Below are 26,217 nucleotides of genomic sequence, written 5' to 3'. Positions count from 1 at the left end.
CGCTACACCTTGGCAGATGGAGCGGGTATTCTATCAAACTTAGCTCAGGTTTTTCGCAGGTTTTCTATGTCGGTTTATACTCCTTTGACTTTAAAGGAAGTTCAGGTCTTTGCAGCGCCTTATGGATTGGAGGTGGTCGAGCTGATTCCCATTCAAGGGGGGATTCAAAATACCAATTATTTTTTGCGCTGCGACAATCAAAACGAGTACGTGCTGACCATTTTTGAAGAATTAGATCAGCAAGCGGCAGGTGAATTAATTCCTGTATTGCAGCATTTGGGGCAAGCGGGTTTGCCTGTGGCAGTGCCTTTATCCTATTCGGGACAAGCCATTCACCAATTAAAAGAAAAACCTGCACAAATTGCACCGCGTTTAATTGGGCAGCATCCGACACTGGCAACAGTGGCGCAAGTGGAAGCGATTGCGATTGCACAAGCCAAAATGCATGTGGCCTTACAAAATTTTCCTTTGCAGCGCGATCATGTACGTGATCATGCTTATTGGGCAGGGGTCGCACGCCAATTAAAACCAAGCATGCATGTGGCCGATCAAGCCTTACTGTCCAAACTTTTGGGCTTGTATGAAGCTTTAACCGCAGTCTATCCGCAGCGTCCCAAAGGTTTTATTCACTCGGATTTATTCCGTGACAATACCTTGTTTGCAGATGATCAGTTGCAAGGCATTTTAGATTTTTATGAATTAAATCAAGATGAATTGCTGTTTGATATTGCGATTACGCTGAATGATTTTTGTACCGATTTTCCTGAGCTGAGCTTAAATGAAAGCAAGGCGATTGCATTTTTAAATGCCTACGAAACGGTGCGTCCTTTAACCCAAGACGAAAAAGCCTGTTTGGAACTGTATTTGGCAATGGCGGCAGGACGTTTTTGGTTAATGCGTTTGCAGGTGGCTGCTAAAAATGCGGCAGAAGGGCGGACAGGCGCAGATATTTTGCAGAAAAATCCAGATGAAATGCGGAATATGCTGATTGAACGCTTAAAGTTTGTGACAGCTTGAGGGATATAGAACATGCGTGATCAAGGGCGTTTAGTCGAATGGTTTGATGAGCAGGGTTATGGGTTTATTCAGCCGAATGACCACCAAAAAGATCGCGTGTTTTTACACATTAAGGACTTCGCCCGACAAGGGCCACGTCCAATTGTGGGCTGTGCCTTGGAATATACCGTAACTGTGGATGAGCGCGGACGTTACCGAGCACAGCAAGCGGTGTATTTAAAAGCTTCGCAGACCAAAGCAGCAAAGGCATCTGCTGTGAGTGCGAAAACATCCAACATCACGCAAAAAATGCAGCCGATGCAAATATTATGTGTGGCTTATATTGTTGCTTTGGCTTTGCTGACGCTGTTGGGATTGCTCAGCGGCATGTTGTTATTATTCATCAGTTTGATGAATGCGCTGAGTTATTGGCTGTATGCACAAGATAAAGAAGCTGCACAGCAGGGCGGGCGTCGTATTCCTGAAAATAATTTGCATATCGTGGCTTTTTTAGGGGGCTGGCCTGCTGCATGGTTAGCACAACAAAAATTACGCCATAAAACACAAAAACAACCCTTTGGTAAGATTTATTTTTGTACGATAGGCTTAATATCTTGCTGATTTTATGGTTAATTTCTCCGTTGAATCAGCTCAGTATCTAATTGGGAATATTGTTCCAGTAACAGGCTTGTCAGGTGCATTATGTCAGAAGCAGAGCATTCATATTCAGTAGATCAAGACCCACATCGTTCATTGACCATGATTTTATATGTGCTGTATATCGTGGCGATTTTTTCTGCGGGGATATTGGCCGTGATTGCCTTAATCATCAACTATTTAAAACGTAGTGATGTACAAGGTTCAATTTTTGCCAGTCATTTTACTTGGCAAATTCGCAGCTTCTGGTGGTATCTGTTTTGGAATATTGTGGCCTTTGTGCCGTTCTTTTTGGTGTTCTTTAGTCCAGATGCGCAAAGCTTTGCCAGTATGACTTTGGCTGCGACACTTTTCTGTATCGCAGTGGTTGCTATTTCGTGGTTATGGATTGTTTACCGTGCTATACGCGGTTTAATTCGCGTGAATGATAATTTACCGATGTATCATTAAATTCACGTTCGTTCGTCTTTTTAAGATGTTTTGAGCGATCTTGCCTAGATGCTGTTCATTCAACTTTTTGGGATGATGTGTTTCGTTTTAAAAATTTTGGTCGCCATTCGCTGACCAGCACGCCTAAAACCACCAGTAGTCCACCGAACAACGCCAGAACTGCCAAGCGCTCGCCTGCCAAACGTCCAATCAATGCGGCCCAAACAGGCTCACCTGCATAAATAATAGCAGCTTGCGCAGGGTCTACTTGTCGTTGCGCCCAGTTCATCACCAATTGAATCACGGCACTGGCAATGCCTAAGCCGAGCAAAACAGCAAGGAGTGACCACTGAAATTCGGGCAATTGAGTTTCTCCAACCCATGGTGCAATCGCAAAACACAATAACGATGCACAACCCAGTTGGATGAGGGTAACGCGCTTTAAATTGACCCGATTGGCAAAATAGCTAATTAAAATAATTTCAAAGGCAATCGCAATTGAACCGATTAAAGTAATGGCTTGTCCAAAACTTAACTGAATTGCGCCTAAGCCATTGCCTGTTAAAAAGACCAAGCCTACAAATGCCAAAATAGCACCCAACCAAGTCATGACATGCGGACGTTGATCAAAGCATAACCACAGCAATAGCGGTACAAGCGGGACATACAGCGCCGTTAAAAAGGCCGATTCGCTACTGCTGATACTTTGTAAGCCAATGGTTTGAGTGACATAACCTAGCGCAATGACTGCGCCTATGGCAAAGCCTGCATAGAGTTCATCGATGCTAAAACCACGTAAGCTTCGCCATGAAATCAGCCCCACGGCCAACGTGGCTGCGGCAAAACGTAAGCCTACAAACAGTACTGGACTGCTGAAGTTCAAACCGTATTGCACGGTAATGAAGGTTGCACCCCAAATTAAGGTAATCAAAATGAGCGCCAGTTGCGGCGCTTTGCTGCGAAGCATTGGTGAAAGCTGAGACATAGAACCAGTGGGAGATGAAGAAAACTCAAAATGAGTAAAATAAAATCAAAATAAAAAAGAGGTCCGCAGACCTCTTTAAAAATACGCGGCAGAATTACAAAGATTGCTCATCTAAAAGCAACTGTGCCTCACGCAGGCTTAACGTGCCTTCGTAAATTGCACGACCTGTAATCGCACCTAAAATGCCAGGCTGACCTTTTAGGTTGCGTACGTCATCTAAATTGGTCACACCGCCAGAAGCAATCACGGGTAAGCCTGAATATTGCGCCAAGTTTACGGTTTGTTCTACGTTCACACCTTGCATCATGCCATCACGGGCAATATCGGTATAAACAATGCTAGATACACCTGCATCGGCAAAACGCTTAGCTAAATCTGTTGCCTTCACGTCTGTGACGTTGGCCCAACCATCAGTAGCCACCATGCCATTCATGGCGTCAATGCCGACAATGATGTGTCCTGCAAATTTCTTGCAGGCTTCTTCTACAAAAGTAGGCTCTTGTACGGCTTTGGTACCAATAATCACGAACGATACGCCTGCATCCAAATAGTGTTCGATGGTTTCGAGTGAACGAATACCGCCACCAATTTGAATTGGAAGTTCCGGTTGTGATTTTGCAATCGCTTCAACCACAGGTTTATGAATTGGCGTACCTGCGAAAGCGCCGTTTAAATCGACTAAATGCAAGCGACGCGCGCCTTCATTTACCCAGTGTTGTGCTGTTGCCACTGGATCGTCAGAAAATACAGTATCATCTTCCATACGACCTTGTTTTAAACGAACACACTTGCCATCTTTCAGGTCAATTGCAGGGATGATCAGCATGCTTTCGCTCCTTGCCAAAAACTTATTGAATTCAATCTGTGCATCTTAACAAAGTATTGTTAAATATCTAAGCATCTGTTGTAGGTTTTGTTTTAGAGGGACGAATCCGCAATTTGAGTGAACTGTTTGGGATATGCTCGGGCAATAGACCCAAACGCCCCAATTCTTCAAATATCAACACAGGTGCGTAGGCATCGGCGGCAGCATAGGCAATTTGTGCTTCACTGAGCTGTTTGCATGCCCAGTTTGAGGTGCTGATACTTCGGCTTTTAGGGAAATGAACGTGAAATAATAATGCCATGGCATTTTTAAGCCCAAGCGGACTTTTAAAACCAAAACTGCCAAAACATTTGGATAGTTCAATCACGCTATTCAGTTGTATACCTTTTTTACGAAATAAATGGGCATCATTTTTCAGCCCAAAACCTACTTTAATTTGATCGCGATTGGCAAAAACTGGCTGCAAAAATTGCCAAATGTCATCATTGAGCTGAAATAGATAGGCTTTTTCTAAGGTTGCGAGCTGAATTAAATGCGGGCCTGTAGAAACTTCGCCTACATTAAACGTGGGTTTAGATTCAGAATCGAAACCCAAGACAGCTGCGGTTTTCAGTTCAGCTTCAATTGCTAGACATTGCTCTAGATTTTGAATCAGTACAATATTTTGACGCGCAATATTTTCAAACAGTGGCAATTGCCGAATTTCATCAGGGCTAGGCAGGGTACGCAGACGAGTGAGATCCATAACATTCAAAGCGGTAAAGAAGCGGTTTTAGCCTAAAGCGTTTTGCGGAATTTGGCAAAGTTTAAAAGATTGAAAATGCTGTGCAGGACAAAGATTGCAGCGAATATCCTGAAAAAATAGCCCAATAGATGGGCTATTTCGAAATATCAACCAAGTGGAATATTTTTGCTTAGACGTTGCTGAATATACCTGACAAGAAGCTGCCAATAATCGCCAAAATCATCAGCACAATAAAAATCCAAGCCAGTACTTTTTCCCAACCTGCAGTTTCACGTACCGCACCATAGCTATTTTGACGATCATCGCCAGGTGCAAATACCAAATATAAACCCATAATAATATTCACCAAAGGCACCAAAATCAGCAAAGATAACCAGCCAGTATGATTGCGGTCATGCAAGCGGCGGATGGTGAAAATAAAGCTAAAATAGAACGCAACGATATAAATGATCACGAGCAAGATCATGCCGATGCCCATAGAGCCAGAGCCGAGCTCTAGCAATAAATTGGGTGCAACAACGGCAATAATTGCAATCAGTACTGCAAGCCCCAAGCTGAGCAAACAGTTCCACGCTAAAAATGATAATCGACCAAAACGCCCCGCTGCACTGAGTGCAGAATCTTCTACATATTGACTCATTGTTGTAATTCCTAGATTTTTTGAATTTTCTGTCGCATACCGTATATTTGCTCAAAAATCTTGTGAGATATCTCTCTCACATCGCAAACATAGACCAATTATCGACAGACCCTCAGTTTATTTTGAATAAAAGGTATAAAAAACGCTTTAATTTTAAACACAAATCAATGTGCAATAAAAGTGAAAAACATTCACGCAAAAATAAAGCCGAGATTAACTCGGCTTTATTGATTGAAGCATCCTGAATATTAGATATTCCATTCCACAAAGTTTTTTAGTAACTGCAAACCAACAGTGTGACTTTTTTCTGGGTGGAACTGCGTTGCAAACAAGTTGTCTTGATGCAGGGCTGTACAGAAAGTTAAACCATAATCACAGGTCGCGGCCACGATTTTTTCATCTTGCGGTTCAACATAAAAACTATGCACGAAGTAAAAACGCGCATCTTGTTCAATGTTGTTCCACATAGGGTGGCTCGGGTCACGTTGATGTACCTGATTCCAACCCATGTGTGGCACTTTTAAACCTGCTACTTCAGGAAAGCGTTTGACTGTACCTGCAAAAATGCCCAGTGCATCTGCTCCGCCATTTTCTTCGGAATGTTGCATCAGCGCCTGCATGCCTACACAAATTGCAAGTACAGGTTTATTAAAGACCGCGTTGCGTACCACGTCATCAATGCCAGCTTCATGCATGCCTTGCATACAATCACGCATAGCACCCACACCTGGAAACACAATTTTATCGGCTTGTGCAATCAGTTTTGGGTCATTGGTCACATCTACCGTTGCACCCACATGCTCTAAAGCTTTCGCTGCAGAGTGTAAATTTCCCATGCCATAGTCAAGAAGGGCAATTCGGGTCATTAGAGTGTTCCTTTGGTTGATGCCACTGTATTTTCAGCACGCGGATCGACTTCACATGCCATACGTAAAGCACGTGCAAATGCTTTAAATACGCTTTCAATTTGGTGGTGGCTGTTTTTACCTTTGAGGTTGTCGATGTGCAGTGTCATTAATGCATGGTTGACAAAGCCTTGGAAGAATTCTGAGAATAAATCCACATCAAAAGTACCAATACGTGCGCGGGTAAATGGAATATCCATAAATAAACCCGGACGACCCGATAAATCGACAATCACACGGCTTAAAGATTCATCAAGTGGTGCGTAAAAGTGACCGTAGCGTCGTAAACCTTTTTTATCGCCCAAAGCTTGAGCAAAAGCTTGTCCAAGCGTGATACCACAGTCTTCTACAGTGTGGTGATCATCAATTTCCAAGTCGCCATCACAATGAATATCAATATCAAACAAACCGTGTCGCTTGATTTGATCAATCATATGGTCTAAAAATGGAACTCCAGTGTTGAGTGTGCCTTGACCCGTACCGTCCAGATTCACACGAACTCGAATTTTAGTTTCGTTGGTATTTCTCACCACTTCACTGATACGTTGGGTCATAGACACGTTCCTCAAAAAACGTCAAAAATGATTGATGTAAAATGTTTTCGCTGTGACGAAGTCTCAGCATATTAGATTGCTCAGGAGGGTTAATCAATGCCTATTACCGTACATGCCTATACTTCACTGGAAAATACCGAAGTGCGCAGCCAGCTTGAGCGACTGTATGATACCAGCCCTGAATTTGGCGATGGGCAAGATGCGGTAAGCCAACTTGAGCAGAACTTGGCTCAGTATACCCTACTTTACACGGCAGAATTTAATACTAAAGTGATTGGTGCGATTTGGTGCACAGGGCAAGATGATCATCGTACGCTTGAATATATTGTGGTGCATCCTGCAAACCGTGGTCGAGGTGTGGCAGATCGTTTGGTGAGTGAGGTGTGCCGTATGGAAGAAGCCAAAGGTGTGCAGCACTTTCAGCCGGGTTGTGGTGCGATTCATCGTTGTTTGGCGCATTTGGGTAAGTTGTGAGTTTTTAAAAAGCTGACGTTGTGTCTGTCTTTTCAGTTTATCCGTATAGGTCAAAATTAAATTAGTATCGAAAATCCCTTCTCTTGCGCCATATATGGCTCAGGGATGAGGAATATCTTCCGTAAGAGGATGATGGGGGATTGAAGTATGGTTTTAATCGGATTTGTGAAAGAAGTTTATCTAAATCCTATATTGTTTTTTGTGCTTGCACAGCCACAATTTTTAGCTAAGGTTTAAATAGCTTTGCGTAGGCATCTTCCTACTTTGGCAAGACCCAAAGTAGGCAAAAGTCTTTTGTTACCCATACACGACATCCTTGTCGTGATGGGTAACGTGGGGCATCCGTGCCCCACATTCGCGTATCGGAAGTTTGTCAAAATTTAATTGGAAAAGAACTCATTTTTAAATTTTTGGGTGATATTTCAGCAGAAATAGAATGAGGTTGCTGTAAAAGTAAACATTTGCACTGAAAAGCGAAAAAGACTATTGACGATTTACAGCTGAAACTGTTTAATACGCGTCATTGGCGTGATAGCTCAGTCGGTAGAGCAACGGATTGAAAATCCGTGTGTCCCCAGTTCGATCCTGGGTCTCGCCACCATATTCAAAACGGTTAAATGTTTTCAATCCCTGATTCCATCAGGGATTTTTTTTTGCATAAAATTTATGCGATCAAATAAAAAAGTGATGATTTTTATTGACTATTCAGCCGAGATACGGCTTAATACACGGCATTGGCGTGATAGCTCAGTCGGTAGAGCAACGGATTGAAAATCCGTGTGTCCCCAGTTCGATCCTGGGTCTCGCCACCATATTCAAAAAGCCTCAAACAATGTTTGGGGCTTTTTTATGCGCAAAATTTTTTATGTCTAAAATAAAATCTTGTATTCAAACCCGCTTTGCCTCTTCATCTAAAGTCCACAATACGTATTAAACAAGCTGAATTAAAATCAAGCGATCATGGTCAGGGAATGCAGCATGAAAGATTTGTTTTCGCAGGGCAGCGATTTATATCGTCAGGCACGTCCGCAGTATTCAACCGCGATTGTCGATACGATTTTACAACATGTGCCAGAGCGCTGTTTGGCGTGGGACTGTGGTGCAGGTTCTGGGCAGTTTACCCAGTTATTGGTACCACATTTTCAGCAGATTTTAGCCACAGATTTAAGTCAAGCACAGTTGGATTTGGCACCGCAGTGGGCAAATGTGAGTTATCGTACCTGCTTGGCGCAAGACAGTGGATTGGCGGATGCAAGTGTAGATTTAATTACCGTTGCACAAGCGATTCACTGGTTCGACTTTGATGCTTTTTATGCCGAAGTACATCGGGTACTAAAACCCAGTGGTGTGTTTGCTGCGGTGGGCTATGGTCTGATTCAGGTAGAAGATAAGGCAGTGAATACTGAAATTCAGCGCTTGTATGCTCAGACTTTAAAGGGCTATTGGGATGCCGAGCGCCGTTATATTGATGACTTATATCGCACAATTCCTTTTCCATTCCAAGAAATAGTCACGCCTGAACTTTGCCTGAAATATTGTTGGTCGGCAGCTCAGTTGTTGGATTATTTAAATACTTGGTCGGGGCTGCAGCATTATTTAAAGCAGCATACAGAAACGCCTTTGCTTGAACTACAGCAATTGTTACGGCAGCAGCCTACTCAGGTGTTTGGTATTCAGTTCCCCGTGTTGCTGCGTTTAGGTCGTTTGGTATAAAAAGTCAATGTATTGAGTGATTTTTGAACTTAAAATATAAGTTGGTGAAAAAAGGATGTTTCTCCACAGGTGTAATTTACCTATGTGCGAGGTGTCCAATGTTAAAATTTTCTCTCCCTATTTTATTCAGTCTTGCGCTGAGTCTCCCTGCGACTGCTTTTGCCAATCTTGATCAGCCTTTACAGGTCTTGGATGATTGTGCATTAAGTGCAGAATATGGGCAATCCAACAGCTTAAATTTGCTGCATGATCAATACCGCTTTACCGCGCAAGATGTGGTGAATCAAGTTCGAGCTGAACAAAACCTAGACTTAGCAAGCAAATTTGCAACTTTGGGTTCTCGTTTTTATATCAACCCGCAAGGTCAAACTGTGCTGCAAATTCAACGTGATGTGGTGTCTTTGGGTGTGATTGAAACCACACTCAGTGTGGATGGTTTACGCCAGTTAGGGCAGCATTTTATAGATGAATTTAAAGCTTTGGCATTTGAGTAAAATGGAGTGCGTTGTCGCAAATGACCTTGTGACAATCTAAGACATAAAAACTTAAGACATAAAAAAACGCCCTGAAAAATCAGGGCGTTTTTTTATTGCACGCGAATTATGCTGGTTGCGCAGATTCTTGTTGTGCAGGAGTCAACATGTGACCGTGTTCTTCGAAGTTTGCATGCCAAGATAATGCTTCACGAAGTAGGTGAGGAGTGTGACCACCTTTTGCACATGCACGCTCAAAGTAATCATTCAATGCATTGCGGTACATTGGGTGTACACAGTTGTCGATAATCGCACGAGCGCGTTCACGTGGTGCAAGACCGCGTAAATCTGCTAAACCTTGCTCAGTAACCAAAATGTCAACGTCGTGTTCGTTGTGGTCTACGTGCGCAGCCATTGGAACGATAGATGAAATGTCACCGCCTTTCGCAATTGATTTAGTCACGAAAATCGCCAAGTGTGCGTTACGCGCGAAGTCACCTGAACCACCAATACCGTTCATCATTTTGGTACCGCATACGTGGGTTGAGTTCACGTTACCGTAAATATCAAACTCAAGTGCAGTGTTAATACCAATGATGCCTAAACGACGTACTAACTCAGGGAAGTTAGAAATTTCTTGTGGACGTAAAATGAATTTGTCTTTGTAGTGTGCAAGATTACCAAATACGCGATCGCCACATTTTTCAGACAAAGTCATTGAACAGCCAGAAGCGAACTTCATTTTGCCTGCATCAATCAATTCAAACGTACAGTCTTGGAGTACTTCTGAGTACATCACCAAGTCTTCAAAGTTAGAGTGTTTGAAGCCTGTTAATACTGCATTTGCAATTGAACCGATACCTGCTTGTAAAGGTGCCAAGTTTTTCGGTAAACGACCTTGAGCTACTTCGTTTTCAAAGAATGCGATCAAGTGATCTGCAATTGCTTGAGTTTCGTCATCTGGATCGGTCACGTTAGATGGAGAGTCAAGCAAGGTATCGTTAAATACAATACCCACAACTTTTGCAGGGTCTAACTGAATACCTTTGGTTCCAATACGTTGTTCAACGTGAGTTAATGGCACTGGACCACGTGTTGGACGTGCTTCAGGAATATAAATGTCGTGTAGGCCTTCAAATTCTGTGCTTACAGTGGTGTTGATTTCGATAATGACTTTATCTGCATATTCAACAAAGCTTGCAGAGTTACCTACAGAAGTTGTTGGAATAATTAGGCTGTCTTCAGTAATTGCAACTGCTTCAACAATCGCGATGTCTGGGCGTTTTAGCGTATTGTTACGCATTTGCTCAACAGTTTCAGACAAGTGTTGGTCAATGAACATAACTTGACCTTGGTTAATTGCTTTACGCAAAGTGTTGTCTACTTGGAACGGCATACGACGAGCCAAAACACCTGCTTCAGTCAATTGCTTGTCTAAATCATTACCAAGACTTGCCCCAGTAATTAAGTCAATTTTTAAAGGATTGGTTTTAGCGCGTGCCACCAATGCAAGTGGAACAGCTTTTGCTTCACCCGCACGAGTAAAGCCACTCATACCTACGGTCATACCATCTTGAACGAATTCAGCAGCTTGTTCTGCGCTGATTACTTTGTCGTGGAGGGAGGCTAAACGGATGCGATCTAAAGACATGGCGAACTCTCGTAAAATACTAGACTGATACCGATTGTACCGATCAAAAAAGGTATTTTGCATAGGTGTTAGGCTAAGGTCTAATTTTTTGCCTAAATGGTGGTATAAAAATATAAAATAATACATAAATAATTGAATTTAATCGTTTATTTATATATCAAAAGGTAAATATTACAATTTGTTTGATATATTTTTATACAATTTTGATATGCACCATCTGAATTTTTTACTTTGATCGTCCATCTGATTTGCTGTTGGTCTGAAATTGGTATATAGCAAGCCAGATAGAGATCAAAAGCGTCAGCCGTTTAGAAGTGTTCACTCAAACTTTGTTTGATTTTTTCCAGCGTGCCAACATTATTTTTTTCTTCAACGATTTCAGGTTGTAACGGCAGGGTAATGATGGCTTCAAGACCACCGTGTTCACGGTTTTGAATGGTGAGCTCGCCCTGATGAATATCGACAATACGTTTTACAATTGCCAAACCTAAGCCACTGCCTTGTACAGTACGTGCTTCATTGCCGCGTACAAAAGGCTGCATTAAATCGGCAATTTGGTCTTCTGGAATGCCTGTACCGTTGTCTGCCACGCTAATCCGAATGTGTTCATCCAGCACTTCTGCAGACAACTCAATTGGCTCTGCACCATAGCGTTTCGAGTTATTAATCAGGTTGCCAATCAGACGTTTCAGCGACAAACTGCGCGCCTGAATTAAAGGTAATTCTTGTGCGTTAAAGCGAATATCCAACGGTTTAAATTGAATAATCAATTCCTGCAGCAAAACATTTAAATCGGTTTCTTGTAATTCTTCATCGGAACCATCACGCATATAAGAAATGAATTGATTTAAAATCGCATCCATATCTTCTACATCGTAAATTAAGCCTTCTTTTAAAAAATCATCATCGGGCATCATTTCGGCACTTAAACGAATCCGTGTCAGTGGCGTGCGCAGGTCGTGTGAAATACCTGCCAACATGATACGACGGTCACGTTCAGTCTGTTCCAAGGTATAAATCATGTGATTAAAGGCTTGGTTGACCTCACGAATTTCCTGCGGACCGTGATTGGTTTCCAAATAAGGTGCTTTGCCTGTTTTACTGTAGCTATTGGCGGCATTTTGCAGACGACGCAAAGGACGATTCAGCTGACGTACTAGAGTTAAAATAATCGCTGCAGCAAAAAGCGGAATACCCAAAAGCCAGCCAAAGACCAGTTCAGGGCTGTAGTTGGCATAGGTTTTAAGGGGTTCACGTACCCAGTTGCCATTCATTTCTGGGGTTTGAATCCAAATACGCGGGCTTGGTTTGAACTGGAAATAGACCGTGACATCCTGCATTTTTAATTCAGTTGCCAGTTTCTTTTCTATTTGTTGGGTAAAAAACTCTGCAATGACTTTTTCCCTTACATTAGGAAACTCACGTGGATCGGTTACATATTCAATGCCGACCCGATTTTTAAGCCACGCATCGACATCGACTTCGGCTTCATTGTGAAAAATGCGCAAATCTGGATTGTTTAAAATTTCCAGTTCAACCGCTAAATAGCGGGCGTGTTGTTGAATTTCAGGTAAATACAAGGTGCGCCAAAAGAACCACAACGACATAAACAGGCTAAACAACACCACAAAAACCACCAGTACCGTGGTGCGCATGGCTGCAGAGCGTGGTTTGATTTTGTCCAGAAAACGCTCCCAACGAGTACGTTTCTTTTCAGAATACGCCACATAGTCGGTAAATTCTTGTGGGTCGATGGGTTCGAGTTTCACATATTGTCCTGTGGCAGAGGTTGTAAAGCGAATTTGGTGAGTGAAATTTTATGATGAATATACTTTTTATTGGAGTGTTTGTTCTTTAAATCATTGCACAATGATCGGTGTGTTTAAATATTAGTCATTGCATGAAGATGTGAGGCTGAAGCCCCACATCATTTTCAACTTATTCCGCGCCATCTGGAACAAATACATAACCTACACCCCAAACCGTTTGAATATAACGCGCACGAGCAGGGTTTTCTTCAATTAAACGACGTAAACGTGACACCTGAACATCAATCGAACGCTCCATCGCACCCCATTCACGACCACGCGCTAAATTCATTAACTTGTCACGGGTTAAAGGCTCACGAGGATGTTGTACCAACGCTTTGAGTACTGCAAATTCACCTGTAGTTAGGGTCACGACCTGACCTTCACGGGTTAAAGTGCGGGTCGATAAATCTAGTGACCATGGGCCAAAACCGACCACTTCCATTTGCTGACTTGGTGCGCCCGGAACTTCTCGCACTTGACGACGTAATACGGCACGAATACGTGCTAACAGCTCGTTTGGATTAAATGGTTTTGGCAAATAATCATCTGCACCTGCCTCAAGTCCTGCAATACGGTCAGAGTCACTACCGCGAGCCGTGAGCATAATAATTGGCGTGTCGATGTTAGATTGACGTAAACGACGGCAAATACTTAAACCATCTTCAACAGGCAGCATAAAATCAAGCACGATTAAAGAGAACAGTTCACGCTGTAACAAACGATCCATTTGTGTCGCGTCGTGGGCAGTTTTGACCACAAAGCCCTTATCTTCCAAGAAACGCTGTAACAGGGTACGTAAACGCACATCATCATCGACAACGAGAATGCGTTCAACGCGGTCAGTTTCGCTGTGTACGGTATCTGTTTTTTCAGCAGGTACAACTAAACTCATGATGTGCTCCTTTATTCTTTATTGTCATCGTAAACAAAAAGTTGAGTTGGCTTTGAGTATACGATTCATTGGTATCTATTGCCTATGCTCTAAAGCAACAAATATTGCAGATAAAATCAAGACATAGATACCAAATATATACAGCATTCCCATGCGAAAAACTGACATATTTGCCCATTTGAGTCTAACATAAGCCTGAATTTTATTTAGATTTATAAAATTTTGCCGAATTGGCAAAAATCGCCAAAAAACCACCATTTATAAAATTCATAAAACAATTGTGGATTTTATAGTCTTGGTCTTTATAATCATGGCTTTTAGTACTTATCCTTGTAGGATCACACACGATGACTGACTTAGTTCAGCAGTTAGCAAAAGAACTTGCCGTACGACCAAATCAAGTAGAAGCTGCCATCAAACTTATTGATGAAGGTGCTAGCGTTCCATTTATTGCACGTTACCGTAAAGAAGTGACGCAAGGTTTAGATGACACGCAGCTACGTCAGCTCGATACACGTTTATCGTATTTACGTGATTTATATGAGCGTCGCGAAAAAGTAATAGAATCACTCAAAGAACAAGATAAATTATCTGATGATTTATTGGCACGGGTTAACGCTGCTGAAACCAAAAATGCTTTAGAAGAAATTTACGCGCCTTACCGTCCAAAACGCACCAGTAAATCGTTTAAAGCTAAAGAAGCAGGTTTAGGCCCAATTGCAGCGCAAATTTTTGCAGAACAGGTTGAGCCAAGCGAAGCTTTAGCAGGCTTTAGTCATGCAGACTATCCTGATGCAGACAGTCAGCTAGATGCGGTACAACACATTCTGATTGATGAATGGGCACAAAATATTGCCTTAACCACAGAATTAAAAGAAATTTTTGCCAAAACAGCGGTATTAAAAAGCTTGGTTGCTTCTGAAGAGAAAAAAGAAGTGGGCAAAAAATTCCGTGATTACTTCGATTTTTCAGAAAACCTCAACAAAGTGCCTTCACATCGCCTATTGGCGATGTTGCGTGGTCGCCAAGAAAACGTCTTGGGTTTAAAAGTTGATGGTGAAGACAGTGCACCTTTGGCACGTATTGAAACTGAATACAATTTAGATCAAATTCAGCCGCAAGCACGTCAGGACTTTTTAAAGCAAACGGCAAAATTGTTCTGGTTGGGCAAAGTGCGTCCACAAATCGAACATTCATTATTGACTGAAAAGCGTTTGGCTGCCGAAGCTGAAGCGATGGATGTCTTTGCAGAAAACTTGCGTCATTTATTGCTCTCTGCACCTGCAGGTGCGCGTTGTACGCTGGGCGTAGACCCTGGCATCCGTACAGGTGTCAAACTGGCTGTGGTGAACCAATCTGGCGATGTGGTTGCACATAGCACGGTTTATCCATTTGCACCTAAAGAAGACAAAGCAGGCGCGATTGAAGAACTTGCACGTTTATGCCGTGAGCACAATGTTGATTTAATCGCGATTGGTAACGGGACTGCAAGCCGTGAAACTGAAGCGGTTGTGGCAGAAATGATGGCGGCGCACAGTGACTTGAAATTAACACGTGTGTCTGTATCTGAAGCGGGTGCATCTGTGTATTCAGCTTCTGAATTGGCATCGCAAGAGTTGCCAGAACTAGATGTGTCGATTCGTGGTGCAGTGTCGATTGCACGTCGTTTGCAAGACCCATTGGCAGAGTTGGTAAAAATTGATCCAAAATCAATCGGTGTGGGTCAGTATCAACATGACGTGAATCAGGCAGGTTTAGCAAAAACCTTAGAAGCTGTGGTAGAAGACTGTGTGAACTCGGTCGGTGTCGATGTCAACACGGCATCTTCAGCAATTTTGGGTTATATCGCAGGTTTGAATAAAGCCATTGCACAGCAAATTGTTGAATACCGTAAAGAACATGGCCGTTTTGACAATCGCCAAGCTTTGAAAAACGTACCGCGTTTAGGCGAACGTACTTTTGAACAAGCAGCAGGTTTCTTACGTATTCAGGCAGGTTCTGAGCCTTTGGATGCTTCTGCAGTGCACCCTGAATCTTATGGTTTAGTAGAAAAAATTGTGGCTGCCAAAGCGACCACGGTTAAAGATATTATTGGTAATACTGAAATTATCCGTTCGGTGAATGCTGAAGAATTTGTGGATGAGCAAGTCGGCTTACCAACTATTCAGGATGTTTTGTCTGAATTGGAAAAACCAGGTCGTGACCCACGTCCTGAATTCCGTACGGCTAAATTCCGTGAAGATATTACTGAAGTGGCGCAGTTGACTGAAGGCATGCAGCTTGAAGGTGTTGTAACCAACGTGACCAACTTTGGTGCTTTCGTGGATGTGGGCGTACATCAGGATGGTTTGGTGCATATTTCTGAGTTGGCCAATGAATTTGTGGCTGATCCGCATAAAGTGGTGAAACCAGGTCAAATTGTTCAAGTGCGTGTGTTGCAGGTTGATGTAGAGCGTAACCGTGTGAATTTATCGATGCGTCCTGAAGGTTCGGCTGCACCTGCAAAAGCAGCGCGTGCACCACGTCGTGATCAACAACAGCGTACAGAGCGTAAGCCACAAGCGAAACGTCCACAGCAGTCACGTCCTCAGACTGAGCGTCCACAAGCGAAAAAACCACAAGCCGCTAAACCACAAGAAAATAAAATTGGTGGTTTAGGTGCATTGTTGTTACAAGCAGGGATTAAAGGTTCGAAGTAATTTTGAATTGCTCTAACAAAAAGCTCCCGAAATTCGGGAGCTTTTTGTTTTGCAGGAACATTTTTATATACAGATTTTTTGATGGATTTTAAATCAACGGTACAATCCAACTCACCAAAATCAGCATAATTCCCAAATGTCCAAGTTTACGAGTCACTGCGACTAGTTTTGACGGTGGTGCTTCAAGTTGGCGAGCATATTCCTGAAGATTTAAACCTTGTGAGGCTTTGCTGCTAAATAAAAATACGCCCAAATCAATACAAATTAAAATCGTGCCGACATCGGCAACAACCTCTAAAAGTTCATATTCTTGCTGATAAAGCGCCGTTGCAACCTGATAACTCAGAAACAAGGCAAAGGCAAAACAGCCATACTGTAAAATGAGGGCCAGTGCTCGCATAATCCATTCAAAATACTTAAAACAGCTGTGTTATAGCATAAAAATGCGGTGCAATTGAATGTTTTGTTATGGTTGAGATTGTGGATCTTAAATAAGCAATTAACGGATTAAGCCTTGCAGAACAAAACTTGTGGCAATACTGCCTGCTGCCAATTTAGACATGAAATAACTGTAATTAGAAGAGGCAGAAACTTCGGACATCGCACCAGATGAATGCGACATGGGCACGGCAAGTTGGCTGCGATAGCCCAATTCGACTAACAAGACCACCAGGCCTGTCAGTGTCATCACTTGAAATGTGTCTACATGATTGCGCGTAAGCTCAGTATATAAGTGATAAAAACTTAAGCCCGCAGCAGAAAAACAAAATAGCTTAAACAGATACAGAGTTTTCATGTGTTGTACCTTTCATTATTGTAATGTCATTTTGAATGCTATTTCTTAAACCAATATTAAAATCACATGAAAAGTTGCGGCTGCACAATTTAAAAATTGTTGAAGTGATGTTGTATTGTTGTGCGCTGTTCAACCTAAGCTGTAAAAACAAATAGGCGACCCGTAGGTCGCCTAAAGCAAAACTTGAATTGTGTATAAATTACCAGTGTTCACCTGGGAACAAGCGCGCATACGCTTTTTGTACCCAGTTCAGTTTTTGCTGCTCGCCCACAGAAGCGGTAGAGCTTGGGAATAAGTTATAACCAATCGACATGAGTTTGTTGTTAATGTCTGGTGCAATCGCATAAGTGATTGAAGCCAAACGACCCAAATGTGTCGCAATTTTCTTCGGACGTTTCACAATCGCATAAGCAATTAAATCTGCCGCTTGCTCAGGTGAAAGGGTGGGCACGTACTTATAAATTTTGGTTGGTGCGATCATTGGGGTACGAACCAATGGCATATACACCGAAGTAATCGCAATTTTGTGTGTATGTGCTTCTGCAGATAGACAGCGACTAAACGCATCCAATGCGGCTTTAGATGCCACATAAGCCGAGAAACGCGTTGCGTTGGCTAATACACCAATCGAGCTGATGTTGATGATGTGACCATCTTTACGGTGCATCATCTGCGGCAAAATATTGAGTACCAAACGCACAGCACCAAAATAGTTGAGCTGCATGGTACGTTCAAAGTCGTGGAAACGATCAACCGACTCATGTACTGCACGACGGATTGAGCGGCCTGCGTTGTTAATTAAAATATCAATATGATCGACAGAGGCAAGAATTTGTTGCGATACAGCATCAATAGAGTCCATATCGTTTAGATCACAAGGGAAAACTGAAGCCTTGCCACCACGTGCTTCAATTTCAGCTTTGACTTGTTCGAGCGTTTCCTGAGTACGTGCCACCAAAAGCACATGCGCACCTGCATCGGCTAGCTTATGTGCCACGGTTAAACCAATACCACTCGATGCACCTGTAATAAGGGCAACTTTACCATTTACACGCTGTTGAAAAAGTTTCTCTAATTTTGGCTTCACGCTAATATTCCTGATTTAGATTCCTGAGTTGTCATTTTTATTGAGATTGACGATTCAAATTTCAGACTGAATTTGAACTGTTTTACTTGGCTTTATGATAGCCGATTGCACAAAAAAAGCTATGGAATAAGTGGTTGAATTTAAAAATGAATTTAGAGTAATTGCTCTATTTTTGTGAGCTGTATATCTTTATTTTTACCATGAAATAAAGCTAATGCAAAGACATACAAAGAAAAATTAAAATAAAAAAGCATCCTGTTGAAATTAATCAGCAGGATGCCAGTACAAAGTTTGAACTGATGAGTTTTTATACGGCTGCTAAAGCTTGCTCTAAATCGGCAATTAAGTCATCGGCATGTTCAATCCCGATGGATAAACGCACCATATCTTCACTCACACCAGCCGCTTTGAGTTCATCTGCACTCAACTGACGGTGAGTGGTGGTTGCAGGGTGGCAAGCCAGACTCTTGGCATCGCCAATATTGACCAAGCGTGTGAATAATTGCAGTGCATCAATAAAGCGGGTTCCGCCTTCACGGCCATCTTGCACACCAAAAGACAGAATTGCAGAAGGTTTGCCTTTCACATATTTTTGTGCCAACGCATGTTGCGGGTGATCTTTCAAACCTGCGTAATTGACCCATTTCACTTTTGGATGTGCCTGTAAATATTCCGCTACTTTTTGCGCGTTTTCAGTATGGCGTTCCATACGCAGGCTTAAGGTTTCTAAACCTTGTAAAATTAGGAATACGTTATGCGGGCTAATCGCTGCACCTGTATTGCGTAGTGGTACTACACGTGCACGTGCAATAAATGCTGCAGCGCCTAAGGCTTCTACATAGTTCACACCATGGTAACTTGGGTCAGGTGTATTTAAGGCTTTAAAACGCTCAGGATATTTGCCCCAAGGGAATTTACCGCTATCGACAATAATTCCGCCAATAGACGTACCGTGACCACCAATATATTTGGTCAGTGAGTGAATGATGATGTCTGCGCCAAAATCAAATGATTTTTGCAAGACAGGCGTGGCTACAGTGTTATCCACCACCACTGGAATGCCGTATTCGTGCGCAATTTTCGCAATCGCTTCAAGGTCAATAATATTGCCCAATGGGTTACCAATGGATTCTACAAAGACCAGTTTGGTTTTGTCATCAATCAGGTCGCGTAAGCTTTCAGGCTGTTGATAATCGAAGAAACGTACTTCAATGCCTTGTTTGGGCAAGGTGTGGGCAAATAAGTTGTAAGTACCGCCGTATAAAGTTGATACTGAAGCAATGTTATCGCCTGCTTCGGTAATGGTCTGAATTGCGTAGGTAATTGCAGCCATACCCGATGCTAAAGCCAATGCGCCAATACCGCCTTCAAGTGCTGCAACACGTTGCTCCAATACTGCAGTGGTTGGGTTCATAATACGGGTGTAAATATTGCCTTGTACTTTTAAATCAAATAAATCGGCACCATGTTGCGTATTATCAAAGGCATAAGAAGTGGTTTGGTAAATAGGCACAGCCACGGCTTTGGTGGTTGGTTCTGGGCTATAGCCTGCATGAATGGCCAAAGTTTCGTCTTTATAGGTCATGTTTACTTCATCTTCGTGAGTTAAATTGGTTTGAGTCTAGCACTTTTAAATATGAAAGAAAGTGTAAAAATGCTGCAATATTTAGCTGTAAATTTGATATAGCAGGCAAAAAGTCCTGTGCTTATCCGCTGATCGCTAGAGTTGTAACAAAGCATGCAAGATGTTTGTGGTGTCTTATTTTTTCTCCGTATTCAGGTATAATACCCGATTATTTTTTCGCTCATTAGAGCAGGGGCTGCTCATCTGAGCCCCAGATTTGGTTTTCTATTGAGGAGTCCTACGTGGCCCAATATATTTATACGATGAACCGAGTGTCGAAAATGGTTCCGCCTAAGCGCGAAATCTTGAAAGACATCTCCTTATCATTTTTCCCAGGTGCGAAAATTGGTGTGCTTGGTTTAAACGGTGCAGGTAAATCGACTTTGCTCCGTATTATGGCGGGCGTAGATAAAGATTTCTCTGGTGAAGCTCGTGCACAGCCAGGCATCAAAATTGGTTATCTTGAGCAAGAACCACCACTAGACCCGAGCAAAGATGTACGCGGCAACGTGGAAGATGGTGTGCGTGAAGCTTTAGATGCTTTAGAGCGTTTAGACCAAGTTTTTGCAGAATATGCAGATCCAGATGCAGATTTCGACAAACTTGCAAAAGAGCAAGAGAAGTTAGAAGCGATTATCCAAACTTGGGATGCACACAACCTGAACAATCAGCTTGAACAAGCAGCGGCAGCATTAAATTTGCCAGCTTGGGATGCTGATGTTAACAAATTATCGGGTGGTGAGCGTCGTCGTGTGGCTTTATGCCGTTTGTTATTGTCTAAACCAGACATGCTGCTTCTAGACGAGCCGACGAACCACTTGGATGCAGAATCTGTATCTTGGTTAGAGCGTTTCTTAAAAGACTTCCCGGGTACGATTGTGGCAATTACCCACGACCGTTACTTCTTGGATAACGTTGCAGAATGGATTTTAGAACTTGACCGTGGACATGGTATTCCATATCAAGGTAACTACTCTTCATGGTTAGAGCAGAAAAATAACCGTTTAGAGCAAGAACAGAAGCAAGAAGAATCTTTTGCTAAAGCCTTGAAAAAAGAATTGGAATGGGTACGTTCCAATGCGAAAGGCCAGCAAAAGAAAAACAAAGCGCGTATGGAGCGTTTTGAAGAGCTTAACTCGCGTGAATTCCAACAGCGTAACGAAACTTCTGAAATTTATATTCCACCTGGCCCACGTTTAGGGAACAAAGTGGTGGAAGTGGAAAACATCAGCAAGTCATTTGGTGATCGCTTACTTTACGAAAACCTTTCCTTTACTGTGCCGCCTGCAGCGATTGTGGGGATTGTCGGTCCAAACGGTGCGGGTAAAACGACTTTATTCCGTATGATGACTGGCGAGCAGCAACCTGATACGGGCAGCGTGACTTTAGGTGACTCGGTAAAAGTGGCTTATGTCGGTCAGATTCGTGACACTCTAGATGATGACAAAACTGTTTGGGAAGAAGTTTCTGGCGGTTTAGACATTTTGAAAGTGGGCGATTATGAAATTGCATCGCGTGCTTATATTGGTCGCTTTAACTTTAAAGGTCAGGATCAGCAAAAACGCGTTGGTGAATTGTCGGGTGGTGAGCGTAACCGTTTACAACTGGCAAAAATTCTACAGCAGGGCGCAAACGTGATCTTGCTGGATGAGCCATCAAACGACTTGGATATTGAAACTTTACGTGCACTGGAAGATGCAATTTTAGTCTTCCCAGGTACAGTGATGGTGGTATCGCACGACCGTTGGTTCCTAGACCGTATTGCAACGCACATCTTGTCATTCGAAGATGAGCAACCAGAATTCTTTACAGGTAACTATACTGAGTTTGAAGAATATCGCCGTAAGAAATATGGTGATGATCTGGCAACCAAACGTAGCAAATACCGTAAAATTGGCGCTTAAGTCTAAAAACTTGAGTTCTCATTAAAAAAACCAGCCGAGAAGGCTGGTTTTTTTATATTTGCTCGATGATGTGGTCTTGTGATCAACCTAGCAACATTTTTCTTAATCTAGATGTAGACCAGTGAGGTTTAAACTTCCCACTCATGTGCACATTCACGGCACTTCCATTTTTTTTGTGACTGCATAAAGGCTTGCATAGAAATTTTGAAATCAGGCAAATCACGATAAAATAAGAAACCTGCAATTACACACAGCACAAATACCGACACAGTAATGCTTTGTAAGGTTGTGCCTGCACCATCACCAAAAATCCACATGGCGATACTGATCAAGACAAGAAGTAATAAGACAAATACCGCTGGAATAAGCATCACCAAGCTTTTTGGCACCACAGGACGCGGTGTTGTTTGACCTGCCTGCGCAACAGGCATGATTTTTGGGCTTTGACATTTAGGGCATCGGTATTGCATTACAACTCCAAAATTCTAATCTGATCGTTATTCTAACCAAATGTACGGCAAATCAAAAACAGTCTGTCAGAAAACAGGGCAATAAAAAAGCCCAAGTCATTGCTTGAGCTTTATTATAAGATGAAGATAAGTGAATTTATATTCATCTTGAATATGGCGTCCCTACGGGGATTCGAACCCCGGTTACCGCCGTGAAAGGGCGATGTCCTAGGCCTCTAGACGATAGGGACTTGATGAGGCAACACAGGTAAAGCCTTATTTAAACTTGGTGGAGTCAAGCGGGATCGAACCGCTGACCTCTACAATGCCATTGTAGCGCTCTACCAACTGAGCTATGACCCCAGTCTGTGTGAGCGCAATATTAGGGCTATTGCGCGCACACGTCAACAAAAAAATGAATTAAGCTGGATCAATTGCATCATTTTTCGGCAATTTGATGCTTTCATTCAGTTTTTCCCAGACTTTAACTTCTTTTTTGCTTGGTCCGCCAACCACTTCTAAGGCATGACGCAAACGTGCAAAGGTCAGGTCAGGACCAATGGTGACCATGGTTTGCATCACAGGTGTAGATGCGGTTGAACCTGCAATTGCAATAAAGAACGCAGGCATGAAATCACGCAATTTGATTTCCATTTGGTTGGCTAAATCCATTAGGGTTTGGCTCACCGTGTCGTTGTTCCAAGTAAATAGACTTTCTAAACGCCAAATTGCAAATTGTAGGCTTTGACGCACTTGTTCTTCAGACAGTTTTTTACTTTCAAACTGTTCCTTGCTCAAGCTTGGGAAATGGTTGAAGTAATGTGCAGACCAATTGACCGCTTCTGAGAGTAAATTAATACGCGGTTGAATCGCGGCAGCAATCTCTTCCAATTTGGCACGATCTGCTTTCCAAGCCAATAAGGTATCTAACAGCTCAGCAGGTGAAAGCGCTTTAATCCATTGACCATTCAGCCAATTGAGTTTTTCCACATCAAAGATAGGGCCGCCTAGTGAAACACGTTGAATATCAAAGTGTTCAATCATTTCGGCTAAGGTGAATTTTTCACTTTCATCTGGCATTGACCAACCCATGCGACCTAAATAGTTCAGCAAAGCTTCAGGTAATACGCCAATGTCTTTGTAGTAGTTGATTGAAGTTGGGTTTTTACGTTTAGATAATTTTGATTTGTCTGGGTTACGCAACAATGGCATGTGGCATAACACAGGCATATCCCAACCAAAATATTGATAAAGCAATTGGTGTTTCGGTGCCGATGGAATCCATTCTTCACCACGAATCACGTGAGTGATTTGCATCAAATGGTCATCGACCACATTCGCCAAATGGTAAGTTGGTAAGCCATCGGTTTTCAGTAAAATTTGCATATCGACTTGCGCCCATGGAATTTCCACTTCACCGCGTAGCATGTCGTTAAATTTACATACGCCTTCGGTTGGCACTTTCATACGAATAACATGCGCTTCGCCTGCGGCTAAACGACGCTGTACTTCATCTGCAGACAAGTTTAAACCACGACCATCGTAGCGCGGGCTTTCACCACGTGCTTGCTGCTCTGCACGCATTTGATCCAGTTCTTCGCTAGTAGCGAAGCAATAGAAAGCATGTCCTTGTTCAACCAATTGCAAGGCATATTGCTTATAAATATCCATACGTTCAGATTGGCGATACGGTGCATGCGGGCCGCCGACATCTGGACCTTCTGCCCAATTTAAGCCTAACCAACGCAATGAATCCAAAATCATTTTTTCAGATTCTGGAGTTGAACGCAGTTGGTCAGTATCTTCAATACGAAGAATAAATTCACCACCGTGTTGTTTGGCAAAACATAAGTTAAACAAGGCGATATACGCTGTTCCCACGTGCGGGAAACCAGTAGGAGAAGGCGCGATACGAGTACGAACAGTCATAAGCAAAAATTAATTCAAAATGTAAATTGCAACCATTATAACGAAAAAGCCCAAGTACTTAATGTTAAATTCAACATTCTGTACTTGGGCGTTTCAACTGCATTTGAAAAGGGGATCAAAGGCAGTGAATTTAATGCGGAGTTATGAGTTATCTTGCGGGAATAAGGCTTGTACAAAACGGCTAAAACGCTGATTTTGCAAGGCAAAGAAATTTTGAGTTGGAGCGACATGAATGGAAGTCAGCACTTTTAAATCATTATTTGATTCAAACTTTTGCTTGTCTGCCTGTTTTTGTTGGGTAAGGGCTTTTTCAATTAAAGACCCCTTTTCCGCAGTTAAATGGGTTTTACTTTCAGTAGACTTGATCACAGCACTGTGACTGACTGTGCTTAAAGTGAGTAATGCTGCGCATATGAGTTTAGATTTCATCTTGATTCCCCCTTTCCTTTATGAATGAACTCACAATTTATAAATTGTTTTAATCACTTTAATATTTAATCACAAAAATCATAACAAAAGTAGATTTGCGTCACACTCTTAATAAGATCTTTATCATTATTTACTCACTATATACCGATTTTTCAGATGATCTTTGATTTAGAACATGTTGTAACAAACAACTGTGGAGATATCGTGAAGATTGTTACAAAAGTCACAATAAAATAGTTTTGAAGCGGGTTTGATTGCTGTGATGTCGCTTATTTTACCGTTGAGTCTAAAAACGGATCAAAGTTTTATTCACTTTTCATATATCTAATCCATAAAAAGGTATAAATTTGGAATAAACGCCGCATCTTGAATTAAATTGATTAAAAACAATTAATTAAAGCTAAATTATTTGAATTTAATCATTTTTTGCATGTTTTTTACAAATTGCGCAGCGCCTGAGCATTGCATATATTGAGCGACAGATTAAAGGTGATGTGTGCTGTAATGAAAACTCAATTGAAAGCTTTATTGGCTGCTGCGCTATTGGCAACAGGTTTTGCTGCAACGACTGCTCAGGCTGCAGATCGTCAGTTTTTAAATGTATCGTATGATGCGACCCGCGAATTTTATGATGAATTTAACAAGTCGTTTGGTCAGTACTGGAAAAAACGTACAGGTTTAGACGTCAACTTTAAACAATCACATGGTGGTTCAGGCAAGCAAGCGCGTTCTGTGGTCGATGGTTTAAAGGGCGATGTCGTAACTTTGGCATTGGCGAATGACATTGAAGAAATTGTAAAGTCAGGTCAAATCCAAGCAGGTTGGCAAAAAGAATTTCCTCATAACTCTGCGCCTTATACCTCGACCATCGTCTTTATGGTGCGTAAAGGCAATCCGAAAAACATTAAAGACTGGAATGACTTAACCAAACCAGGCGTACAAATTATTACCCCTAACCCGAAAACAGGTGGTTTGCCACGTTGGGTGTATTTATCGGCTTGGGGTTATGCAGAAAAGCAGCCGGGCGGCTCTAAGGCCAAAGCGCAAGAATTTGTGGGCAAGATGTACCACAATGTAAAAGTGATGGATTCGGCAGCACGTGCGTCGATGACTACATTTGCTGAACGTGGCATTGGTGATGTGTTGTTGACTTGGGAAAATGAAGCCCTTGTAACTTTAAAAACCTTAGGCAAAGACAAGTTTGATATTGTTTATCCATCTATTTCTATTTTGACTGAACCTTCGGTGGCAATCGTAGACCGCACAGTAGAAAAAAATGGCAATAAATGGTTAGCGACAGGCTATATCAACTATTTATATTCACCTTTAGGTCAGGAAATGGCGGCTAAGCATTTCTACCGTCCACGTAATGAAAAAGTCCTTGCAAAATATGCAGCACAATTCCCGAAATTAAAAACCTTCACGATTGATGAAGTGTTCGGTGGCTGGGAAAATGCACAAAAAACACATTTTGTGAATGGTGCGATTTTCGACCAAATTTATAATACTAAGCGTTAAACAGATATCCATTTTCGGCTAATCTTTTATT

The 26,217-nt window shown here is 42.2% G+C and carries 24 protein-coding genes, 4 tRNA genes and 1 pseudogene; 11 read left to right on the top strand and 18 right to left on the bottom strand.

Annotation, left to right across the window (positions count from 1 at the left end):
- The first annotated feature begins 66 nt into the window (after positions 1 to 66).
- From FTV43_RS10130 to FTV43_RS10120, 3 genes and pseudogenes are all read left to right on the top strand, one after another.
- Positions 67 to 1,017, top strand: coding sequence for a homoserine kinase (locus FTV43_RS10130; RefSeq protein ID WP_154320233.1), 951 nt, complete (start codon positions 67 to 69; stop codon positions 1,015 to 1,017).
- 12 nt (positions 1,018 to 1,029) lie between these two features.
- Positions 1,030 to 1,658: pseudogene (locus FTV43_RS10125) on the top strand (DUF1294 domain-containing protein).
- 40 nt (positions 1,659 to 1,698) lie between these two features.
- Positions 1,699 to 2,103: a hypothetical protein gene (locus tag FTV43_RS10120; protein ID WP_167846391.1), complete on the top strand. Its 405-nt coding sequence runs from the start codon at positions 1,699 to 1,701 to the stop codon at positions 2,101 to 2,103.
- 55 nt (positions 2,104 to 2,158) lie between these two features.
- On the opposite strand, the gene FTV43_RS10115 is transcribed toward FTV43_RS10120, so the two are convergent.
- From FTV43_RS10115 to hisB, 6 genes are all read right to left on the bottom strand, one after another.
- On the bottom strand, positions 2,159 to 3,049 hold the full coding sequence (locus FTV43_RS10115; protein WP_228274487.1) for a DMT family transporter: 891 nt from the start codon (positions 3,047 to 3,049) through the stop codon (positions 2,159 to 2,161).
- Between the two features lie 112 nt (positions 3,050 to 3,161).
- The gene (hisA, locus tag FTV43_RS10110) at positions 3,162 to 3,893 is read right to left on the bottom strand and encodes a 1-(5-phosphoribosyl)-5-[(5-phosphoribosylamino)methylideneamino]imidazole-4-carboxamide isomerase (RefSeq protein WP_179995408.1); all 732 of its coding nucleotides are present in this window, start codon (positions 3,891 to 3,893) and stop codon (positions 3,162 to 3,164) included.
- Between the two features lie 67 nt (positions 3,894 to 3,960).
- Complete coding sequence (locus FTV43_RS10105; RefSeq protein WP_004974396.1) at positions 3,961 to 4,638, bottom strand: hypothetical protein; 678 nt, start codon at positions 4,636 to 4,638, stop codon at positions 3,961 to 3,963.
- 169 nt (positions 4,639 to 4,807) lie between these two features.
- The gene (locus tag FTV43_RS10100) at positions 4,808 to 5,278 is read right to left on the bottom strand and encodes a DUF805 domain-containing protein (RefSeq protein ID WP_004974398.1); all 471 of its coding nucleotides are present in this window, start codon (positions 5,276 to 5,278) and stop codon (positions 4,808 to 4,810) included.
- 248 nt (positions 5,279 to 5,526) lie between these two features.
- Positions 5,527 to 6,144: an imidazole glycerol phosphate synthase subunit HisH gene (hisH, locus tag FTV43_RS10095; RefSeq protein WP_004974401.1), complete on the bottom strand. Its 618-nt coding sequence runs from the start codon at positions 6,142 to 6,144 to the stop codon at positions 5,527 to 5,529.
- Positions 6,144 to 6,737 carry an imidazoleglycerol-phosphate dehydratase HisB gene (hisB, locus tag FTV43_RS10090; RefSeq protein ID WP_096902642.1) on the bottom strand — a complete coding sequence of 198 codons (594 nt, stop codon included), beginning with the start codon at positions 6,735 to 6,737 and terminating at the stop codon, positions 6,144 to 6,146. The genes hisH and hisB overlap by 1 nt, the downstream gene beginning before the upstream one ends.
- 96 nt (positions 6,738 to 6,833) lie before the next feature.
- Between hisB and FTV43_RS10085 the strand changes: the two genes are divergently transcribed.
- The 5 genes from FTV43_RS10085 (at position 6,834) to FTV43_RS10065 (ending at position 9,418) form a co-directional block, all read left to right on the top strand.
- Positions 6,834 to 7,211 carry a GNAT family N-acetyltransferase gene (locus FTV43_RS10085; protein WP_096902643.1) on the top strand — a complete coding sequence of 126 codons (378 nt, stop codon included), beginning with the start codon at positions 6,834 to 6,836 and terminating at the stop codon, positions 7,209 to 7,211.
- Positions 7,212 to 7,736: 525 nt separating this feature from the next.
- Positions 7,737 to 7,812: transfer RNA gene (locus FTV43_RS10080), tRNA-Phe, on the top strand.
- A gap of 135 nt (positions 7,813 to 7,947) precedes the next feature.
- A tRNA-Phe gene (locus tag FTV43_RS10075) sits at positions 7,948 to 8,023 on the top strand.
- 166 nt (positions 8,024 to 8,189) lie between these two features.
- On the top strand, positions 8,190 to 8,924 hold the full coding sequence (locus FTV43_RS10070) for a class I SAM-dependent methyltransferase (protein ID WP_179995407.1): 735 nt from the start codon (positions 8,190 to 8,192) through the stop codon (positions 8,922 to 8,924).
- A gap of 98 nt (positions 8,925 to 9,022) precedes the next feature.
- Positions 9,023 to 9,418 (top strand): hypothetical protein, encoded by a 396-nt coding sequence (locus FTV43_RS10065; protein ID WP_004974410.1) that lies wholly within the window; start codon positions 9,023 to 9,025, stop codon positions 9,416 to 9,418.
- Positions 9,419 to 9,524: 106 nt separating this feature from the next.
- On the opposite strand, the gene FTV43_RS10060 is transcribed toward FTV43_RS10065, so the two are convergent.
- The 3 genes from FTV43_RS10060 to ompR all read right to left on the bottom strand — a co-directional run bounded on the left by FTV43_RS10060 (position 9,525) and on the right by ompR (position 13,751).
- On the bottom strand, positions 9,525 to 11,048 hold the full coding sequence (locus FTV43_RS10060) for an acetyl-CoA hydrolase/transferase family protein (protein WP_004974412.1): 1,524 nt from the start codon (positions 11,046 to 11,048) through the stop codon (positions 9,525 to 9,527).
- Positions 11,049 to 11,356: 308 nt separating this feature from the next.
- Positions 11,357 to 12,817: an ATP-binding protein gene (locus FTV43_RS10055; RefSeq protein ID WP_131260650.1), complete on the bottom strand. Its 1,461-nt coding sequence runs from the start codon at positions 12,815 to 12,817 to the stop codon at positions 11,357 to 11,359.
- 169 nt (positions 12,818 to 12,986) lie between these two features.
- Positions 12,987 to 13,751 (bottom strand): two-component system response regulator OmpR, encoded by a 765-nt coding sequence (ompR, locus tag FTV43_RS10050; protein ID WP_004974415.1) that lies wholly within the window; start codon positions 13,749 to 13,751, stop codon positions 12,987 to 12,989.
- Between the two features lie 347 nt (positions 13,752 to 14,098).
- On the opposite strand from ompR, the gene FTV43_RS10045 reads away from it, so the two are divergent.
- The gene (locus FTV43_RS10045) at positions 14,099 to 16,450 is read left to right on the top strand and encodes a Tex family protein (protein WP_179995406.1); all 2,352 of its coding nucleotides are present in this window, start codon (positions 14,099 to 14,101) and stop codon (positions 16,448 to 16,450) included.
- 88 nt (positions 16,451 to 16,538) lie between these two features.
- Here FTV43_RS10045 and FTV43_RS10040 read toward each other — a convergent pair whose 3' ends face one another.
- The 4 genes from FTV43_RS10040 to FTV43_RS10025 form a co-directional block, all read right to left on the bottom strand.
- On the bottom strand, positions 16,539 to 16,850 hold the full coding sequence (locus tag FTV43_RS10040; RefSeq protein WP_019838218.1) for a hypothetical protein: 312 nt from the start codon (positions 16,848 to 16,850) through the stop codon (positions 16,539 to 16,541).
- Positions 16,851 to 16,949: 99 nt separating this feature from the next.
- Complete coding sequence (locus FTV43_RS10035) at positions 16,950 to 17,246, bottom strand: hypothetical protein (RefSeq protein ID WP_179995405.1); 297 nt, start codon at positions 17,244 to 17,246, stop codon at positions 16,950 to 16,952.
- A 199-nt stretch (positions 17,247 to 17,445) separates the two neighbouring features.
- Positions 17,446 to 18,333: an SDR family NAD(P)-dependent oxidoreductase gene (locus FTV43_RS10030; RefSeq protein ID WP_004974423.1), complete on the bottom strand. Its 888-nt coding sequence runs from the start codon at positions 18,331 to 18,333 to the stop codon at positions 17,446 to 17,448.
- A gap of 307 nt (positions 18,334 to 18,640) precedes the next feature.
- Positions 18,641 to 19,918 (bottom strand): O-acetylhomoserine aminocarboxypropyltransferase/cysteine synthase family protein, encoded by a 1,278-nt coding sequence (locus tag FTV43_RS10025; RefSeq protein ID WP_004974425.1) that lies wholly within the window; start codon positions 19,916 to 19,918, stop codon positions 18,641 to 18,643.
- 281 nt (positions 19,919 to 20,199) lie between these two features.
- Between FTV43_RS10025 and ettA the strand changes: the two genes are divergently transcribed.
- Positions 20,200 to 21,861: an energy-dependent translational throttle protein EttA gene (ettA, locus tag FTV43_RS10020; RefSeq protein WP_004974427.1), complete on the top strand. Its 1,662-nt coding sequence runs from the start codon at positions 20,200 to 20,202 to the stop codon at positions 21,859 to 21,861.
- Between the two features lie 128 nt (positions 21,862 to 21,989).
- Here the strand turns inward: ettA and FTV43_RS10015 are convergent, their stop codons facing one another.
- The 5 genes from FTV43_RS10015 to FTV43_RS09995 form a co-directional block, all read right to left on the bottom strand.
- Entirely contained in the window at positions 21,990 to 22,331 is a 342-nt protein-coding gene (locus tag FTV43_RS10015; RefSeq protein ID WP_179995404.1) for a hypothetical protein, read from the bottom strand.
- A 154-nt stretch (positions 22,332 to 22,485) separates the two neighbouring features.
- Positions 22,486 to 22,561: transfer RNA gene (locus tag FTV43_RS10010), tRNA-Glu, on the bottom strand.
- Between the two features lie 36 nt (positions 22,562 to 22,597).
- Positions 22,598 to 22,673: transfer RNA gene (locus FTV43_RS10005), tRNA-Ala, on the bottom strand.
- A 57-nt stretch (positions 22,674 to 22,730) separates the two neighbouring features.
- Positions 22,731 to 24,239, bottom strand: coding sequence for a glutamate--tRNA ligase (gene gltX / locus FTV43_RS10000; RefSeq protein WP_154320243.1), 1,509 nt, complete (start codon positions 24,237 to 24,239; stop codon positions 22,731 to 22,733).
- 141 nt (positions 24,240 to 24,380) lie between these two features.
- Entirely contained in the window at positions 24,381 to 24,668 is a 288-nt protein-coding gene (locus FTV43_RS09995) for a hypothetical protein (protein ID WP_019838212.1), read from the bottom strand.
- A gap of 504 nt (positions 24,669 to 25,172) precedes the next feature.
- Here FTV43_RS09995 and FTV43_RS09990 point away from each other — a divergent pair.
- Complete coding sequence (locus FTV43_RS09990; RefSeq protein ID WP_096901291.1) at positions 25,173 to 26,186, top strand: sulfate ABC transporter substrate-binding protein; 1,014 nt, start codon at positions 25,173 to 25,175, stop codon at positions 26,184 to 26,186.
- Positions 26,187 to 26,217 lie beyond the last annotated feature (31 nt).

Origin of the sequence: Acinetobacter sp. YH16053 (genome assembly GCF_013417035.1) — a bacterium.
Classification (GTDB): domain Bacteria; phylum Pseudomonadota; class Gammaproteobacteria; order Pseudomonadales; family Moraxellaceae; genus Acinetobacter; species Acinetobacter towneri.
Note: the sequence above shows the minus strand (reverse complement) of the source record. Positions and strands in the feature narration are given on the sequence as shown.